Consider the following 18840-nt stretch of genomic DNA (forward strand, 5'->3'; position numbering starts at 1 on the left):
GGTAAAGCGGATGATGCTTGATCCAGATCATCAATTTGATGTGAGTATTCGTCAGATCTCAGTTTTTAAACGTTTTTTCCAATTACAAGTTAGATGATTGAATTGATTTTATGATTAATAAACGACTGAAATGGATAAATCACTACGAGAAAACAACAGAAAACCCTCAAAAAAAACCTGAGTATTCATAAAGGAGTAGGCAGTAGAAAGGTGTAAAAACATGCGAGATAACGACTTGATCCCAAAAGAAAGATATTCGGCATAAAAGCATCGCTGCCACCCCAAAAAGCGCTTATTTTATGTGCCGAGCAGTATCTCTCCTAGTTGATAACTTAGTTTTATCTAAGGTGCTCACTTTCAGCCATTGAAGAATGATAACTCTAGAATAAGTAGATAATTTTGGTATGAGTAAATAACTTTGGTACTAGTAAATAACTAGGACATGAATGACATGAGTAGATATAACGTTAAAGCAGGCCCGTTTCATGGCGCACCACTGGAGGTATATCGCGTGAGAAGAGTAACCATAGGGAAAATAAAAAACCGAGAAAATGGTTAGTTTTCTCGGTTTGTTTAGTCATTTTTTGATCGCGTTATTGTTACATTAATCGGACAAAGGCGCTCAGCTCAACCTTTAAATCAGTCTATTAAACCTGTTGAATATGATTCAAAATGCGCTTTTCAGATATCGGATAAGCCGTGCCTAACACCTGTGCAAAACAAGAGACACGGTACTCTTCAATCATCCAGCGCGCCTCGATTAACGCAGGCGGTGTTGGCATAGAACGCGGTACTTTAGCCAGTTGTGCGATTAAAGCTTCTTGAACCTTGTTGATGCTCTGCATATGCAAACGGTCACGGGTCGGATCAACTGGCAACTTCTCGACACGGATTTCAATCGCTTTTAAGTAACGCGCCACATCGGCTAACCGATTCCAACCACAAGATTCGACAAACCCTTTAAACACTAACTTGTCTAATTGGCTTTGAATATCACTCATAGCAAAGGCAATATCTAAGCTAATTTTGCCCTTAAGACGCTTTTTAATGCTCTGATACAAGGTCAAAATCTGCTCAACCTTCAATGCAATTTGCTCGGCGGTCGGGTTGAGTTCTTGGCGAACCCAATCCTTTGCCTGCTCAAATTGGGCTTGATTACGCACATCGAGGGCTTTTTCATCCAACAATTGCTGCACAGCGGCGGCAATAATGTCATCAATTAAGATTTGCACTTGGCCGAAGGGATTGAAATACATCGCCAATTTCGCCTTATTCGGCAAAGCTTGCTGTAAGTGTTTCACCGGTGATGGAATGTTTAGCAGCAATAACCGTCGCAGACCTTGGCGATGGGCATCTAAGGCCTCAAATTCATCATCAAATAATTTGATCGCAACACTGTCTTTTTTATCGATCAGCGCCGGAAACGCCCGCACTTGGTAATTGCCTTTTTGCTGCTGATACTGCTGCGGCAAATCGCCAAAGGACCACTCAGTTAACGCTTCTTGCTCTATACCTTTATCCGCCACCTGACGAATGGCCTTAGCCACCACGCCTTGTAACTCGGCTTTTAAAGTATCGAGCACCCGACCTTCGGCCACTAAGTTGTGTTTATCGTCTTCGATTTTAAAATTCATCTGCAAATGCGCGGGCAGTTGCGTTAAATCAAAATCCTCCGGCGATATACGCGTGCCACTCATGCGCAGCAATTGCTTGCACATGGCCTCAAGCAAACTGGCACTAAAAGGCACCATGACCTGCACACAAGCGCGGGCATAGTCAGGCGCGGGCACAAAGTTACGCCGTAAACTCTTAGGCAGAGATTTGATCAGTGCGATGCACTTTTCTTCCCTTAGCCCAGCCACTAGCCAATCAAAATCGCTATCGTCGATTTGATTAAGTAGCGCCACCGGAATGTGCACCGACACACCATCATCCGCCGCCGCAGGTTCAAAGTGATAACTTAGCTGCAGGCGCAAATTGCCCTTGTGCCACGTATCGGGAAAATCTAAGGTCGAAATATGGTCGGCATTGCGCTGCATTAACAGTGCTTTGCTGAAATCGAGTAAATCCGGTTGCTCGCGCTTGGCTTTTTTCCACCAGCTAAAAAACAGCTGGGCGTTGTAAATCCCTTCCGGGATCCGCGGCTCGTAAAAGTCCACTAACACTTGCTCGTCCACCAAAATATCGCGGCGACGGGATTTATGCTCGAGGGATTCAATGTCTTCGAGCAGCTTTTGGTTAGCGACAAAAAATGCTTCTTGGGTCTGTAACTGCCCTTCTGCCAAAGCGCTGCGGATAAAAATCTCACGCGCTTCAACGGGATCGATGGGGCCGTATTGCACTTTGCGGCGGTGCACAACCGTCAAGCCGTAGAGCACTTGATTCTCAAGGGCGATAACGCTGCCAGGTTTTGCCTCAAAATGGGGCTCAACATAGCTTTTCTTGATCAAATGAGCAGCTAAGGGCTCTAGCCATTCGGGTTCGATTTTGGCGCAGCAGCGAGCGAATAGGCGCGATGTTTCGGTAAGCTCAGCCGCCATGATCCACTTAGGGCCTTTTTTGGCCAGTGGCGAACCGGGAAACACAAAGAATTTACGATTACGGGCACCTAAGTACTCGTTATTGTTATCTTTAAAACCAACATGACTCAATAAGCCCGATAAGAGCGCGCGGTGCAAGCTGTCATAATTAGCTGGCGTATCGTTTAAGCGCCACTTTAAATCGTGCACGGCTTGTTTAAGCTGGGCGTATAAATCCTGCCACTCGCGAACGCGCAAATAGGCCAAATATTCATCGCGGCACTTTTTACGGAACTGACTAGCAGATAACTCTTTTTGTTGATCTTTTAAGTGCTGCCACAGGTTTATCCAACTGACGAAATCGGAACTGGGATCGGCAAAACGGCGATGGGCTTCATCACTGGCTTGCTTCTTCTCCATCGGACGTTCGCGGGGATCTTGAATCGATAAGCCCGCGGCAATCACTAACACTTCGTTCAAACAACCTAACTGCTGACTCTCGACCACCATACGCGCCAAACGCGGATCCACAGGAATTTGCGCCAAGTTGCGCCCAAGTGGTGTCAGCACTAGCTTGCCGTGTTTGCTCTCAACCGCTTGTAATTCTTCGAGCAACAGGAAACCATCGCGGATATGGCGTGGATCGGGTGGCTCGATAAAGGGGAAACCGGCGATATCACCCAAACCGATGGCCAGCATCTGCAAAATGACCGAAGCCAAGTTAGTGCGCAAGATTTCAGGATCGGTAAACGCCGGACGATTATTAAAATCCGCCTCATCGTACAAACGGATACAAATACCCGGCCCTACACGGCCACAACGGCCTTGGCGCTGATTGGCACTCGCCTGCGAGATAGGTTCAATCGGTAAACGTTGCACCTTAGTGCGATAGCTATAACGGCTGATACGCGCCGTACCAGGGTCAATAACGTAACGAATGCCCGGCACAGTCAACGAAGTTTCCGCCACGTTCGTCGCTAATACAATCCGCCGACCTCTGTGACTACTGAAAACTTTGGACTGCTCGCCATAGGATAAACGCGCGTACAGCGGCAAAATTTCGGTATCGCGGTAATTACGCCGACTCAATTGCTCGGCCGTATCGCGAATTTCCCGTTCACCGTTCATAAAGATCAGAATATCGCCCAGCCCTTCGGCCACCAGTTCATCGACGGCGGCAAAAATGCCTTCGATTTGATCTAAATCGGCATCGCTATCTTGCACTAAAGGTCGGTAACGGGTTTCGACCGGAAAGGTACGGCCCGACACTTCGATAATAGGTGCATTGTTGAAATGCTTAGAAAAACGCTCAACGTCTATGGTCGCCGACGTGATAATAACTTTGAGATCGGGGCGTCTTTTGAGAATTTGTTTGAGGTAGCCCAGAATAAAATCGATGTTGAGGCTGCGCTCGTGGGCCTCATCTATGATGATGGTATCGTATTGATCAAGATTACGATCGGAGGTTAATTCCGCCAGTAAAATACCGTCGGTCATCAACTTGATATAAGAGTCACTCTTAAGCGCATCGGCAAAACGCACTTTAAAGCCAACCACTTCACCGAGCGGACTTTGTAATTCTTCGGCGACTCGGCTCGCCACACTGCGGGCTGCTAAACGTCGTGGCTGGGTGTGGCCTATCATGCCACGGCAACCTAGGCCTAATTCCAAACAGATTTTAGGTAACTGGGTCGTTTTACCCGAACCCGTTTCACCGGCGATGATCACCACTTGATTGCCCGCAATCGCGCGTGCAATATCATCGCGCATCAAGGAAACGGGCAGGTTTTCAGGATAGTGGATTTTAGGCCGAGCGTTACGACGCTGCTCAACCTTCTCAAACGCCGCCTGCGCTTGCTCGCTCAGCTGAGCTAAGACTTGGGTCTTTTTATCTGAGTCGGCTTCTTTATTGAGCTTAAATAAACGACGACGGATCCGCGACGCGTCGCTCTGATAACAAAGATTAAGAAAGGCGTTCGATAGCGGATGTTTGTCTGAGTTCAAATCCAAATTCCATTGCTAGCATCAAAAACGGCGATCCTAGCAAGGAAAGTGGCGTAATGGTATTGCTAATTTACTCTGCACTCAGTATATGGCGTGTCAGTTTCGCACTGGCTCGACTTAGATTAAACCGGTGACAGATAACATTGTTGCATATAGATATTCATGGCTTTGAGCACATTGGTGCGATTAATCGTGCCAATTACTTTGCCATGTTCAACCACTGGATACACTTTAGGTTTAGGCCCTAGCATTTGTTCGGCGAGCTGCAAAATACTGTCATCTGGCCCAACGAACAGCACTTCAGTGCGCATGCAATCCTTCACCACTGAGGTCATATCACAGTGATAGCTACTTTTAATCATCACAGCCAAACAATCCTGCTGGGATAAAAAGCCCACCAAATCGCCCGTATCATCAACCACTGCTGCGCCCATTTTATTATTATCTAACAGCTTTTCGACCGCAGTCGCGAGCGACATATTAGCGCGCAGCAACACGGGCTGACGATCCATATGGTCGCGGATTTTAATTAAGTCCATAGTCTTTCCCTCGAATTAACCCTACGTTTGTAGTCTAGTCAAAATATCGGCAAGAATGTGCGATTTATATCGATTGGGCTTATCTAGTGCATAATACCAATCAAATTAAATATCTAATCAGTTCAGAGCCTCACAGGTATTTCAATCCAAGGTGCATTGACGCAGAAATGGTTATTCCCTTTTAAGTCAATGCAACACCGGAGTGGGATGCCTGTGTGACTCCCGAAGGGCGGGTTTCAACGCGCTTTATACTGCGTTTAAGGCTTTCGACAGAGCACCACTATGCCTTCAAGCCTTCGCCTTGTCTAAAGCGCGTTGAACTCCCGCTGAATGAACAGATATTTAATACGATTGGTATAATCCTATGTCAACAAGAGCTAACAGGACAAAAATAGCGTCAACAAAGGCAGCCAGAAATAGCGACTTAGAGTTAACTGAAGCGAATGCTAGAAACTGAAATCAGGCAAGTATCCGATTGAGCTTCAATGATGGCAGGTAATGCCATCCGTCTTCGGTGATCATTTTACTTGTCATTCCAACGCGTTTTAATTCGCTATTGATACAAGCTATAAGTCGATATAAAAGCGATAGCCTACACCGGGCTCAGTCCGCACATACTGAGGTTCACTCGGGGAATCGCCTAATTTTTGCCTTAAGTGACTGACCACAATTCGTAGATAATGTGTGTCTTCTGTATGAGCGGGCCCCCAAATCTCTTTGAGCAACTGAGTCTGAGTGACAACGCAGTTAGGTGACGACGCCAATTTAGACAATACTGCGTATTCCTTGGGTGTGAGTTCGACAATTTGATGATCAACTTTAACCAGCCTGCGACTTAAATCAATCTGCAACTTGCCGTCATCTAATATGGGTAATTTTTCAGGTTTGATATGGTCCCTTAAAATCGCTCGCACCCTTGCCAGTAACTCTTCCACACTAAAGGGTTTGGTCACATAATCCTGCGCGCCTGCATCTAATGCTGCGACTTTTTCTTTATCTTGATTGCGAACCGACAATACAATCACAGCAACATCGGACCATCCCCGTAACTCCTGTAGCACTTGATGGCCTTCCATATCCGGCAAGCCTAAATCCAAAATGACTAATTCAGGTTGCTGTCGAGCAACAGCTGCGAGCCCTTGCTGACCATTTTCAGCTTCGGTAACGTCATAGCCCTCACTGGTGAGTGCAATCCGCAGCATGCGGCGTATTTGGGTCTCATCATCGATAACCACGATTTTTATTGCCACGTCTCTAGTCCATTCTGTGGTTTATTAAGGATATTTTGGCTGAAAATGATTAGCCAGGAACGGGATAGTCTAACGGCAATTCAACTTCAAAACGAGTGCCTTGCCCCTGTAGGCAATCGGTAACGCGAACACTACCGCCGTGTGCAGCTATCATGCCTTTACAAATAGCCAGCCCCATACCTGTATTCTGTTTTTTCTGATCTCCATCGGCAACCACATAAAACATATCGAAAATTTGATCCCTATGGCTGGCGGGAATCCCCGGCCCCCTGTCTTCAATTGCAATACAGCAACGGTGATTGGAAATGGTTAATTCAATACAAATAGGCTCTTCTGGTGGTGAAAATCGAACGGCATTCTCTAGAATGTTAAATAATCCTTGTTCGATCAGCGCCGCATGCACAAAGAGGAGTGGGGGTTCTTTTTCTCTGTGATATTCAACGATTGCATTAGGGAAATAGCGTTTAAGCCTGCCAAGTACGCTGCCAATAATGTCATCTGCCGAAACCCAATCACGCTCTATGCTCAAAGTGCCATGACCCAGGCGTGTCATATCGAGTAGATTTTGGATATAGCTGTCCAAGCGACGGCTTTCTTGCAAAATAGTATCAAGTAGTTCGTTGCGGTCGGCCTCTAGCAATTGTTTATTCAATAGTTTTAAGCTCTCCGCCGCCCCCATCATGGCTGAGAGTGGTGATTTTAGATCGTGAGACACTGACGATAATAATGCGGAACGTAACTGCTCAATTTCTGTTTTCACCCGTGCCGATTCAAGATCTGACACTAACTGAATACGCCGCCATGTATTAGCGCCTTGCTGTAACATGGCCAGAATAAGCTCTCTATCAAACGGACTGAGTTCGTTGACCGTAGGTTGCCAATCTAAAATCGCCGCGCCAATCGTCGTACCTTCAAGTTCAATGGGGAACACACTCACACCCGATGCGCTCAAGGTATCGCTCAAACGCCCCGCCGCTTGCCCATGGCGCAAGGTCCAATCGATTGCGGCTAAATCAAGGTCGTTAAATGGCGTATTCAGCAGCGGTAAATAGGATCGCTGACCATCTTTACGCTGCAAAACAATATAACAATCGGCATTCACTGAACCAGCAATCTTGCGCCCTATCGTTTGCCAAAGGGCTTTTTCATCATCGGCGACCGATAATTCTTGGGCAACATCTTTTAAGGTTTCAGCATAACGATTTGACTCACGCAGCAAAATAAACTGATTTCGGATCCGAGATGCCGCAGGGCCACTGATAAGCCCTATACACATCAAAAAGATTAAAGTGGCAATATCATCCTGACTATTTACATTCATAGTAAATTTGGGATCAGTAAGAAAGAAATTAAAGCTGAAAAAAGACCACACCGCGGTTGCCATGGCAGGCCTAGCGCCATAGGTTAAGCCAATGCTGACAATCAAGAAAACATATAACAACACCAGATTGCCATTACTGAGCCAAGTATCTAAAAATGCCACCAGCGGAAAAATAACCACCACGCCAATCAACCCAAGAATATGGCCTCGAAGATCACCAAAACTGGCTTTAGGCGTAATGGGATCTCGTACTTGCATTTGGTTTTCGGGTGCGTGGTAGACACTCACCTCAACAGGTAAACCAGACTCAATCAAGCGTTGATACAGCCTTTTACGCCACCAAGGATAGGTGCGTTTCACACCCGCGCCGACTAATACTGTGTTAATTCGATGCAGGGCTATGTAAGGTAAAATGGCCTGATAACTGCTCGTGTCGCGTAATACTTCGGTCTGCGCGCCAAGTTCCTTCGCTAAGGCAAAGGCCTCATTTAACCTTTTCCGCTGATAAAGGCCCAGCGCTTTGCCGGTATCGACCCAAAGCACTAACCAAGGAATTTGCCGCCGCTCGGCAATCTGCCGACCTATGCGGATCAAATACTGATGATCACTGCTGTTACTCACTAAAACCAACAATCTGTCTTTGAGAACAAAATCCGTTCCCTGTGCTTTGGCATCGAGTTCACAAATCAGTTTTGCATCGACTCGCTCTATGACTTTTTTCATTGCCAATTCGCGCAGTGCCGTCAAATTCGAGACCGAAAAAAAAGCATCTAAAGCCGAACGAGCATACTCTGGCAGATAAACTTTACCTTGCTGTAAGCGTTCGATGAGTGTTGATGGCGGTAAATCAACAAATATAATTTCATGGGCTTCATCAAGGAAGCGATCGGGGACGGTTTCCCGTACCCGCACTTGAGTAATTTGCAACACCAGATCATTCAAACTGACCAAATGTTGGATATTGACTGTGGTATAGACATCAATGCCCGCAGCCAATAATTCTGCGACGTCTTGATAGCGCCGTTTATGGCGACTACCGGGGACATTCGTGTGGGCCAACTCATCGACTAAGATAAGCTTAGGCCGACGAAGCAGCGCCGCATCCAAATCGAATTCCGTTAAACGATTATGATGATAATCAATGGGTTTACGTGCCAATACCTCAAAACCCGCTACCATGGCCTCGGTATCGGCACGCCCATGGGTTTCCACCAGTCCAACCAGCAAATCGACACCTTGCTGGGCCATTTCCCTTGCCGCACTGAGCATTGCATAGGTCTTGCCCACGCCTGGTGCTGCCCCAAGAAAAACCGTCAGTTTACCTTTATCATTTTGCTGTATCTGACTTAAGAGCGCATTGGCTTGCTGTGTTTGACTGATTGGTACCACGATTAGAAACTCCTTGAAAGACTCACTATCCAGCGCGCATCACACAGGGACTGGCACTGACTCTGCGATAAATCCGTATCGACATAACCGACACTCAACACATCCTGCTCAGTCATATTGAGGTTCAGCCCAACCCGCCAATCCAAATAGTGGCTATTGCTTACGGCCATAGAACCTAAAAACAGTGCCATATCTTGCTGAGAAGCAAAAAAATTGCTCCCAAGATGCAGTACTAGGCTTACATTAGAGAACAGCTGCGGCTCATAACTGGCGTAGACATACTGAAAATCGTCCACATTCTCGCCAAAATAATCAGGAGAATAAACCAGCCCTAACTTAGCATCGGCGTAGCTTACCACAGCATAAATTTCTTTATAACTCAGGTCGGTATCGTCCTGCGAGTATTGGTAACGTATCACGCCTAGGTCCGTTGTTAAGCCATTATCCCAATCTTTAGCCCAGCCAGCGGACAAGTCGAGTTCTAAACTTCCATCCCCAAATTCGATATTACTGCCCCAAAGTGAGCCATACCAGCCAGAATCATGGCTTAAGGTATACCCTGCTTGAACTGCAGGTCCTTCATCAGTTTGAGAAATACCGCGAAACGCATAATCACTGATGAGCATCACACTCCCTTGGCTCTGCCAAGAGGCATTGCCCCCATGAGTCTCAGTGCTGGCAAGCGCACCCATAGAGAGTGAAGATAATGCCATCATCACACCCGCACAGAGGCGTGAACAAGGAGCAGACTTAATCGGTAACATAAAAATTTATCCTTAAATTCAGTAGAATATTGTTTTATTGAGCGTGTTTAGCAATCTGGTCGAGAGCGAGGTTGAGCTTGAGCACATTGACGCGCGCTTGCCCAAAAATGCCCCACTGCGGTGGTTCGATAAATTGCGCCACTAAGGTCAACACTTGTGGTTCGGCTAACTGTCGAGCCTGAGCCACGCGCGCGACTTGCAGTTTGGCTGCTGCGGGTGAAATATGAGGATCCAGTCCCGCCCCCGATGTGGCGAGTAAATCCACTGGAATATCAGCGGCCTGAACAGATTCTCTGGCTTGGATTTCTTGGCTTGTTGCCATCACACGTTCACGTAACGCCGGGTTACTCGGCGCAAGATTACTACCACCTGTCGCCATAGGATCGTAACCGACAGCGCTCGGCCGACTAAAAAAATAGGCCGGATTAACAAAGGGCTGAGCGATGAACTCAGACCCCATAGCGACATTATCCCTGTGGATCACACTGCCCTTAGCTTGTACGGGAAATAAAGCGCCACCGAGCTGAGTCACAGTGCCGGTATAGACAACGCCACACACAAATAACAGGGCGAGACTGGTTCTCAATCCCATAACGGCATGCTGGGTTTTAGTGGTATATACGATTGAATTCATTACTGTCTCCTAGAGCATCAGTGCAATGATTGAGTCGAGTGCTTTAATGCCGACAAAGGGTAAAATCACCCCACCTAAGCCATAAATCAGCATGTTATTTCGCAGTAATTTTTCGGCACTTATAGGTCTGAGCTTGATGCCTTTTAATGCCAATGGAATTAAGGCCGGAATGATAAGAGCGTTAAATACGAGCGCTGCGAGTACGGCTGAGGTTGGGCTGTGAAGCTGCATCAGATCCAGTGCACCAATCGCAGGCAAAGCCCCCGCAAATACCGCTGGAATAATGGCAAAATACTTAGCCACATCATTAGAGAGAGAAAATGTAGTCAAGGCGCCGCGGGTGATCAGCAATTGTTTCCCGACTTCAACGATAGCCAGTAATTTAGTGGGATCAGAATCCAAGTCCACCATATTGCCAGCTTCTTTAGCAGCTTGGGTACCTGAGTTCATCGCAAGACCTACATCGGCCTGCGCTAATGCCGGCGCATCGTTAGTGCCATCCCCCACCATAGCCACTAATCGACCTTTGGCCTGCTCTGCGCGAATAAGGGCAAGTTTATCCTCAGGTTTAGCTTCAGCGACAAAATCATCGACCCCAGCTTCGGCGGCAATCACGCCAGCCGTTAACGGATTATCCCCTGTCACCATGATGGTCCGCACACCGAGTGATCTTAAACGGGCAAACCGCTCCGCAACGCCTGGCTTAATCACGTCACTTAAGGCTATAACCCCTAAAATGTGCGTGCCACTGGCGACGACTAAAGGAGTCCCCCCCTGCAAAGCCACTTTGCGGATAAGCGCGTTAACTGATTCAGGCCAGTGAATTTGATGCTGCTGCGCCCAAAACTGCATCGCATCGCCAGCGCCTTTAATGCCTTGAATACCATCGGTTAAAATCACCCCAGAAACCCGAGTCTCCGGCGTAAATGGGATAAAAGTCGCATCCGTAGGTTTGACGGGCAACACCGCGCCCAAATCTATGGCCAATTTGAGTACAGATTTCCCTTCAGGGGTGGGGTCATCGAGGGAAGACAGCACCGCCGCATCACGCAACATCTCAGCAGCAATGCCTTTCACGGGTAAAAATGCGGTCGCTTGACGATCACCGAAAGTGATAGTGCCAGTTTTATCCAGCAGTAACGTATCGATATCCCCCGCAACTTCCACGGCTTTACCCGATTTAGCGACCACATTGGCGGCTAAGGCGCGGTTCATGCCTGCAATACCAATGGCAGGTAACAAGCCACCAATCGTCGTTGGTATCAAACACACTAACAGCGCAATTAACATAGTGTAATCAAGGCTTGCACCGACGAAACCCGCCATGGGTGGCAAAGTCACCACCACGATAAGGAAAACCGCAGTCAATGATGCAAGTAGCACAGTCAACGCCGTTTCGTTCGGTGTTTTCTGACGCTTCGCCCCTTCGACCAGCCCTATCATACGATCTAAAAAGCTATTCCCAGGATCGTTGGCAACCAGCACGGTAATTTCACCCGTAAGTATCTTAGTGCCGCCAATCACACCGGAATGATCGGTGCCCGCTTCACGCAACACAGCCGCAGATTCACCGGTAATCGCCGATTCGTTGATAGTGGCTATCCCTTCGATGATCTCACCATCGGCAGGAATATAATCACCCTGTAAAACCTTCACTTTATCGCCTTTGACAAGCAAAGTTGCGGATACTGATTCCAACTCACCGTGGCGTATGCGCCGAGCCTGCAAGGCCTCTTTCGCCGACTTTAAGCTAGCCGCTTGTCCACGACCCCTTGCCTCTGCCACGGATTCCGCAAAGTTAGAAAACCACACGGTAAGCAAAAGAATAAGGGTCGTGGCTAACTCAAAACCAACAGTCTCGTCATTGAAGAACTTTTGTCCTGTGATCAAAGCGGCGAGTAAAGCGCCGACCATCACCACGAACATCACAGGGTTGCCAGCCATACTCACTAAGGACATTTTCTTTACAGCACCGAAGGCAGCTTGCTTCACGCCGGCGCTATCTAATATTTGAGCAGGTTTATGCATGACTATTTCTCCAGACTCATAGTGGCAAGTTCTAAAGCTTCGCCAATAGGCCCTAATACCGCCGCAGGTAAGAAAGACAGGAAGTTAATGATTAAAATCACAGCAATAAGGGTGAAACAAAAGGTGGGACTCTCGAGCTTCAAGCTCGCGTTACTGTCGGGACTCACTCTTTTACTCGACATCATCCCCGCAATCGCCAGCGGTAAAAACAGCGGCAGGTATCGACCGAGCAGTAAGGCGATAACGCAACTGATATTCCACCAAGGCGTGTTATCACCTAAACCTTCAAATCCCGAACCGTTATTAGCAAAAGCGGAGGTATATTCGTAAAAGACTTGCGAAATCCCATGAAAGCCGGGGTTACTGTTGCCCGTAATACTCGGGATAGCCACAGTGATCGCCGTCAAACCTAAGACGCACAAGGTAGGTAAAACTAATAGACTCCCCAAAAGGGTGATTTCACGGGTTTCGAGCTTACGACCAAATATCTCTGGCGTACGGCCAATCATCAATCCCGATAAGAAAACAGCAATCCACACATAAACGATAAAGTTAACAAAACCGCAGCCAATACCGCCCCATATCGCATTAAGTAGCATGCCTGATCGCGTCATCAATCCCCCTATTGGATTGAAGGAATCGTGCATGGCATTGACCGAACCGTTAGAGGTTTGTGTGGTAAAAGAAGCCCATAGCGCCGATAGCTCAGGTCCAAAGCGAACTTCTTTACCCTCCATATTCGGCCCTTCGGCGCTTAATCCCGCAAAGGCAGCGTTGGGTTGCAACTCGCTGTACACAGTTGCCCCAAGAAAACTGACGCTTAATAAACCCATAGCAACCAGAGCCATCAAGGTAAATTTTTTGCGTCTTAGCATTCCGCCCGCCATAAAAACGACGGACATAGGGATCAACACTAAGGCAATGGTCTCGATTGCATTACTGACTGGCGTTGGGTTTTCTAGCGGGTTACTACTGTTGGGGCCATACCAGCCCCCGCCATTAGTACCTAACTGCTTAATGGCCACCATAGATGCAACGGGGCCAATCGGAACGACCTGCTCAGTAATAGGTAATGCAGAATCTAAGGTGTTCACTTTTTGCGCACCGTCAAAACTACTCGGTACGCCTTGCCAAGTCAGTAACAGCGCCACAATAGCCGCTAATGGCAGCATAAGTCTGAGTACACCGCGCACTAGGTCAACATAATAGTTACCCAGATTTCGAGCCTCGCCCTCTTTGGCGCTGTCATTATTCAACCCGCCTAACATTCCCCGCAAAATCGCCACACAAACAGCCAGCGCCATGGCTGGAGTGACAAATTGCAGCGTGACAATGACAAATCCTTGGGATAGATAACTGAGCTGAGCCTGCCCGGAATAGTGCTGTTGATTGGTATTGGTGAGGAATGACACCGCAGTGTGCAACGCCAGATCCCAAGATAATGGTCCTATACCATCGGGGTTAAGCGGTAACACATGTTGGAATTTAAGGATAAGAAACGCCAAAATGCCAAGTACCAAGTTGCTGATAAGAAACGCCGCACCATAGGATTTCCATGTCATCCCCGAATGGGCATTTACGCCTATAGCCCGATAAATCCACTTTTCAATGGGATTAAATAAACGATCTGAAAAATGGGACTGACCAGAGAAAACCCCTGTCATATAGGATCCCAACAGCCATGCGAGCCCAAGCGCAGTAGTAAAAATAAGGGTAATTTCAAACATAACGACTCCTAAAACTTATTAGGGGCAAACATTGCCACTGCTAAGTAGATGAAAAGTGCTATGGAAAGTATTAGAAATATCCAGTCCATATAATTTGTCCTTAAGAAAGTGAGTAACAGAACAAATATATGAATTAACCGCGTAAAGTCTCTAGAGTTCAAATGACTAATCCCGTAAAGAATACGTAAAAGTCATCATAATCAGTGGTAAACAAGGCCACAATAAACCATGGCATTAGCTATAAAAGTAAATAAAAATGCCAGCTAGAAATACTAACTGGCATTAACACATGACCTAGCAATGATATTGTAGATTAATTAAGCTCTATTTTTTTCATTTTATTATAGCTATCTGTCTTAATCTCTTTAAGTACACCTTTATTGTCATCAATAAATAATGCTTTTATATCATTCTGATTAGCGACGACTAAACCTTCTTGACTTCCTAAACATAATAGCGCTGTAGACCAAGCATCTGCTCTAGCCGGATCCGTTGCCAATACAGTTACAGATACTGTGTTATGGGTTACGGGTTTACCGGTTCGCGCATCAATAATATGTGAATAGCGCTGCCCTAAATGATCAAAATAATGACGATATGTACCCGATGTCATGATCGCTTGAGGGAAATTAATAAGCAGAACCTTTTGCATTATTCGCTGTTCTGGCAGCGGTTTTTCAATCGCGATTTTCCAAGCAGAACCGTCGAGCTTACTGCCGTGTACGACCATTTCGCCGCCAATCTCTACCAAATAATTATCGATATTGTATCGCTTTAGCACATCTGCAACTTTGCCTACGCTATATCCCTGTCCAATCGAAGATAAATCAAGATGTACCTCTGGCAAATCTTTAGTTAACATTTGATTATCAATACTTAAATGATGTAAGCCTACATAGGTTAATGTCTGTTGAAGTGCACTTTCTGTAGGAATAGTTAATTGATTATGGGTAAATCCCCACAAATCGAATAATGGTTTAATGGTCAAATCATAACAACCCTCCGTTTTTGAAGTGACCTCCTTGGCTATCCCTATGAGCGCTAAAATATCATCCCCGACCGCCATAGCTAAGTGCATACTGTTAAAACGAGAAATCACCGAATCTGAACGATAAGTAGACATATGAAGATCTATTTCTGCCAATTGCCGCTCAATCTCGCGGTTTATCTCTGTACTATTTATCTTGTCTTTACTCCAAAATGTCACATGCCAACTCGTTCCCTGCGCAAGGCCTTCTAACTTGGTATAAACTGGCGATTTCTGACACCCTACTAGCATAATGAGTAATATACATCTCAATAACCATTTCATTTACTGACCCTCCCAGTCAATTCGACAAATTAACCATAAAATACACTTAAAATTAAAATCGCCAGAATGCCCGTGAGAAAATTATGAGTACAGGAAATATTTCTAATCGCCCAAAAAGCATAGCGACACACATCAGCCATTTAGCCGCATCTTTTAACGTGCCAAATCCAGATGCAGTGTCACCATAACCAATTCCCATATTATTAATGCACGCGGCGACTGTTCCAAAGGCGGTGGCAAAATCATGTCCAATGGCGACCAATCCCCATACAAAAACGCAAGTAAAAAATATGTACAGGAAAAATAATCCCCATACTGAGCGAATGACTCTGTCTGAAACGACTTGGCCACTGATCTTTGTCGTTAAAATGGCATTAGGATGAACCAATTGATGAATTTCTCGGATCCCTTGACGGTACAAAAGTAAAAATCTGACAGCTTTAATACCGCCACAAGTAGAACCAAAGCATCCACCAAAAAAGCTCGCGCCTAATAATAAAAGCACAATATGACTGGGCCAATTAGGATAACCCGCAGAGCCTAATCCATTGTCCGTCATAACTGAAACCGTTTGAAAAAATCCATGTACCAATGAATCTTTAATATCAAAAGTTTGAGTACGATTCAGCTCTAAACAAGCGATCCCAACAACGATAGATAATATGAGAATAAAAAATCGAACCTCCGCATTATACCAAATAGGCTTGAAGCTTCGCCGAACTAACACTATGTAGTATAAGGCGAAATTGATTGCTGCAAGTATTGAAAACACACCACCCACAAGCTCAATTGCAGCACTGTTATAATATCCTAAGCTGTCACTATGTGTGGAAAATCCACCCAATGAAACGGTAGATAGACTATGACATATGGCATTAAACCAATTCATTCCTGCAAGTTTATAAGCAACTGCACAGCCTAAGGCAAGTACGCTATAAAGCCCCCATAAATTTCGAGCCGTATCCGCAAGGCGGGGCGTCATCTTTTCCTCTTTCATGGGACCTGGCATCTCAGACTGATATAATTTTGCGCCACCAATACCAAGAAATGGCATAATTGCAACGGCCAAAACAATTATCCCTAACCCACCGAGAAAATTAAGCTGTGCTCGATAAAATAAAATCGATTTGGGTAGTTCATCAATATCTGAAAAAATCGAGGCTCCAGTCGTCGTAATGCCAGACACACCTTCAAATATGGCATCGGTTAAACTCAAGTCCAATCGTCTATCAAGAAGAAAAGGTAATGCACTCATTAAGGAAAATATCAGCCAAAATAAACAAGCGACCATGAAGCCATCACGTTTTTGCAGATTTTTATTTTCCTCACTTGTCATCTTCCAACCGACCACACCAATAAAAAGGGAAAGTAGGAATGTGATTAAAAATGGAGTGATATATCCATCTTTATAAAATAATGCAACAGCGATAGGCATCAACATGGTGAAGCTATATATGACAATCAAAAAGCTACATAGATGAATTATGGTATGAAATCGAGAGCTAGATTTCTGTATTCCACTGACTGCAATCATTCCAACTCACCTTTAGATATTTATCGTGAAAGACTTAATGAATAATTTATTAGGTATCATAAAATACGAGCGCTCATGTCCTGTTCTAAAATTATATGCAATCGATAACAGAGTTAGGTTAGGAAATAGATCTTCCCCTAATACTCTTTGTTGTCGTCTAAGGTGGATTGCAAGTTGACTTATCGTCACGACAATGGCTATGACAATAAAAGCGATTAGATTGATAAAAACAACCACATCTATCATTGGGAGGGAATAATAAGGAGCGTTTAATAAAAAATGAACACGAATAGCTTCAAAAAATGCAGCCATATACGCATATTGAAAACAACATTGAAGTGTAATCATAACGACAACGAGTTGGAGTACAATAATAATGCTTTAGATGACCCCCTCCAAGATGGTAGATACAAGCAAATAGCGAGTAGACACTCAGAAATAAAGCTCAACCTAACAGAGAATTTAAAAACACTTAGTTTGTCCATCAAAATGTAAGTCGTTATGTTATACAGATTTTCACTTTAACAGACGAAAACAATTCTGACGCGTAAAAAAAACGTAAAAAAATACGGAAATTAACTTTAGATAGACAAAATAAATAACATTATATTTTTGAAATCCCCAATCAATTTAACTGGGGATGGTTAGTATCAATATGCTTAAATGGCTAAGGCTTGCTCAAGATCGGCAATCAAATCTTGAGGATCTTCGACGCCAATGCTCAATCTAATCAGGTTGTCATTCACCCCTGAAGCTAGCCGACTTGCGGCATCCATAGCAGCATGGGTGGTACTTGCTGGGTGACAGGCAAGACTCTCTAAGTCGCCTAAACTGACCGCTTGAGTAAACAAGTTCAAATGATCTAAAAACTGCGCCGCTCGATTAAAACCCCCTTCGAGCTCAATACTCACCATACCGCCAAAGGCGTTGATGGTTTCACTCAGAACTTGATCCTCTGCTAGCCCTGGGTAATAAACTTTTGCAACGCTCGGATGGGTTGCAAGAAAAGCGGCGACCTTAGCCGCGCCCGCAAGATGAGCATCCATTCTAAGTGCTAAGGTACGTAAGCCTCGCTGTAATAAATAGGCTTCCTGTGGCCCAATCGCAGCGCCGATATGTTTAAGCGCTATAGTGCGAATAGGTTGCATTAATACCTTAGGTCCAGCGACAACACCTGCGATTAAATCGCCATGGCCACTTAAATACTTAGTGGCACTGTGCATCACGATATCAATGCCATGTTCCAGCGGTTTGAATAAATACGGGGTTAAAAACGTATTATCACAAATGGTTATAGCGCCCACTTTTTCGGCGGCAAGCTTAACCTTACGGTAGTCACTGACTTTTAAGGTCGGATTGGTAATGGGCTCAAATAAAATAATTTTTGTTTCGGCGGTAATCTCTGCCAATAAATGATCATCATCTTGATAACGGCGCACAGTAATACCCGCGCGAGTTAATGTTTGGATTAAAAATGCCGCAGTGCCACCGTATACGGGGTCGATAAATGCGATTTCATCACCTTGACTCGCTAAGGCATAGAAAATACTGCTGATTGCCGCCATCCCACTCGCAACAACGAGTGCTTCATCAGCCCCTTCCAGTTGTGCTAATTGATATTCAAGCGCCTGCACTGTCGGATTCGCCATGCGACTGTAGATAAAGCCCGGTTGCTCACCTGCAAAACGGGCTCGACCATCCTCGGCACTACCATAGGCGAAGGTGCTACTTTGATAGATAGGAGTTGTAAGAGCGCCCGTCGAGTTATCAGCGGCATAATGGGTGTGAAGTAATTTAGTTTTAAATTGCATAATAGATC

The 18840-nt window shown here is 45.6% G+C and carries 14 protein-coding genes; 1 reads left to right on the top strand and 13 read right to left on the bottom strand.

What is annotated here, in order from left to right; all coding sequences use genetic code 11:
* Positions 1 to 647: 647 nt before the first annotated feature.
* Entirely contained in the window at positions 648 to 4523 is a 3876-nt protein-coding gene (gene hrpA / locus L5L91_RS00155; RefSeq protein ID WP_411569322.1) for an ATP-dependent RNA helicase HrpA, read from the bottom strand.
* Between the two features lie 122 nt (positions 4524 to 4645).
* Positions 4646 to 5062: a CBS domain-containing protein gene (locus tag L5L91_RS00160; RefSeq protein ID WP_028760149.1), complete on the bottom strand. Its 417-nt coding sequence runs from the start codon at positions 5060 to 5062 to the stop codon at positions 4646 to 4648.
* A gap of 215 nt (positions 5063 to 5277) precedes the next feature.
* On the opposite strand from L5L91_RS00160, the gene L5L91_RS00165 reads away from it, so the two are divergent.
* Positions 5278 to 5457, top strand: coding sequence for a hypothetical protein (locus L5L91_RS00165; RefSeq protein ID WP_263185144.1), 180 nt, complete (start codon positions 5278 to 5280; stop codon positions 5455 to 5457).
* A gap of 171 nt (positions 5458 to 5628) precedes the next feature.
* On the opposite strand, the gene L5L91_RS00170 is transcribed toward L5L91_RS00165, so the two are convergent.
* The 11 genes from L5L91_RS00170 to L5L91_RS00210 form a co-directional block, all read right to left on the bottom strand.
* Positions 5629 to 6312, bottom strand: a complete 684-nt coding sequence (locus tag L5L91_RS00170) for a response regulator (RefSeq protein ID WP_028760150.1) — start codon at positions 6310 to 6312, stop codon at positions 5629 to 5631.
* A gap of 49 nt (positions 6313 to 6361) precedes the next feature.
* Positions 6362 to 9022, bottom strand: coding sequence for a sensor histidine kinase (locus tag L5L91_RS00175; RefSeq protein WP_113939544.1), 2661 nt, complete (start codon positions 9020 to 9022; stop codon positions 6362 to 6364).
* A gap of 2 nt (positions 9023 to 9024) precedes the next feature.
* Positions 9025 to 9786, bottom strand: a complete 762-nt coding sequence (locus tag L5L91_RS00180; protein ID WP_263235330.1) for a TorF family putative porin — start codon at positions 9784 to 9786, stop codon at positions 9025 to 9027.
* Between the two features lie 34 nt (positions 9787 to 9820).
* The gene (kdpC, locus tag L5L91_RS00185; protein ID WP_263235332.1) at positions 9821 to 10420 is read right to left on the bottom strand and encodes a potassium-transporting ATPase subunit KdpC; all 600 of its coding nucleotides are present in this window, start codon (positions 10418 to 10420) and stop codon (positions 9821 to 9823) included.
* Positions 10421 to 10429: 9 nt separating this feature from the next.
* Positions 10430 to 12448: a potassium-transporting ATPase subunit KdpB gene (kdpB, locus tag L5L91_RS00190; protein WP_263235335.1), complete on the bottom strand. Its 2019-nt coding sequence runs from the start codon at positions 12446 to 12448 to the stop codon at positions 10430 to 10432.
* 2 nt (positions 12449 to 12450) lie between these two features.
* Positions 12451 to 14175: a potassium-transporting ATPase subunit KdpA gene (kdpA, locus tag L5L91_RS00195; RefSeq protein ID WP_263235337.1), complete on the bottom strand. Its 1725-nt coding sequence runs from the start codon at positions 14173 to 14175 to the stop codon at positions 12451 to 12453.
* An 8-nt stretch (positions 14176 to 14183) separates the two neighbouring features.
* Positions 14184 to 14264, bottom strand: a complete 81-nt coding sequence (locus L5L91_RS22720) for a potassium-transporting ATPase subunit F (RefSeq protein WP_105252297.1) — start codon at positions 14262 to 14264, stop codon at positions 14184 to 14186.
* Positions 14265 to 14488: 224 nt separating this feature from the next.
* Complete coding sequence (locus tag L5L91_RS00200) at positions 14489 to 15487, bottom strand: FAD:protein FMN transferase (protein ID WP_219250495.1); 999 nt, start codon at positions 15485 to 15487, stop codon at positions 14489 to 14491.
* 52 nt (positions 15488 to 15539) lie between these two features.
* Complete coding sequence (locus L5L91_RS00205) at positions 15540 to 17021, bottom strand: TrkH family potassium uptake protein (protein ID WP_263235340.1); 1482 nt, start codon at positions 17019 to 17021, stop codon at positions 15540 to 15542.
* Positions 17022 to 17033: 12 nt separating this feature from the next.
* The gene (locus L5L91_RS22725; protein WP_411569323.1) at positions 17034 to 17399 is read right to left on the bottom strand and encodes a DUF4118 domain-containing protein; all 366 of its coding nucleotides are present in this window, start codon (positions 17397 to 17399) and stop codon (positions 17034 to 17036) included.
* A gap of 281 nt (positions 17400 to 17680) precedes the next feature.
* A complete protein-coding gene (locus L5L91_RS00210) occupies positions 17681 to 18832 on the bottom strand; it encodes a trans-sulfuration enzyme family protein (protein WP_263235343.1) in 1152 nt (383 codons plus the stop codon).
* Positions 18833 to 18840 lie beyond the last annotated feature (8 nt).

It is taken from the genome of Shewanella sp. SM55 (assembly GCF_025654025.1).
Lineage (GTDB): Bacteria > Pseudomonadota > Gammaproteobacteria > Enterobacterales > Shewanellaceae > Shewanella > Shewanella oncorhynchi.

Excerpts from the sequence above, each read along its gene's own strand:
- L5L91_RS00205 (WP_263235340.1), bottom strand. The coding sequence starts at position 17,021 with ATGATTGCAGTCAGTGGAATACAGAAATCTAGCTCTCGATTTCATACC.
- L5L91_RS00160 (WP_028760149.1), bottom strand. The coding sequence starts at position 5,062 with ATGGACTTAATTAAAATCCGCGACCATATGGATCGTCAGCCCGTGTTG.
- kdpB (WP_263235335.1), bottom strand. The coding sequence starts at position 12,448 with ATGCATAAACCTGCTCAAATATTAGATAGCGCCGGCGTGAAGCAAGCT.
- L5L91_RS22720 (WP_105252297.1), bottom strand. The coding sequence starts at position 14,264 with ATGGACTGGATATTTCTAATACTTTCCATAGCACTTTTCATCTACTTA.
- L5L91_RS00180 (WP_263235330.1), bottom strand. The coding sequence starts at position 9,786 with ATGTTACCGATTAAGTCTGCTCCTTGTTCACGCCTCTGTGCGGGTGTG.
- L5L91_RS00200 (WP_219250495.1), bottom strand. The coding sequence starts at position 15,487 with ATGAAATGGTTATTGAGATGTATATTACTCATTATGCTAGTAGGGTGT.
- kdpA (WP_263235337.1), bottom strand. The coding sequence starts at position 14,175 with ATGTTTGAAATTACCCTTATTTTTACTACTGCGCTTGGGCTCGCATGG.
- L5L91_RS00210 (WP_263235343.1), bottom strand. The coding sequence starts at position 18,832 with ATGCAATTTAAAACTAAATTACTTCACACCCATTATGCCGCTGATAAC.
- kdpC (WP_263235332.1), bottom strand. The coding sequence starts at position 10,420 with ATGAATTCAATCGTATATACCACTAAAACCCAGCATGCCGTTATGGGA.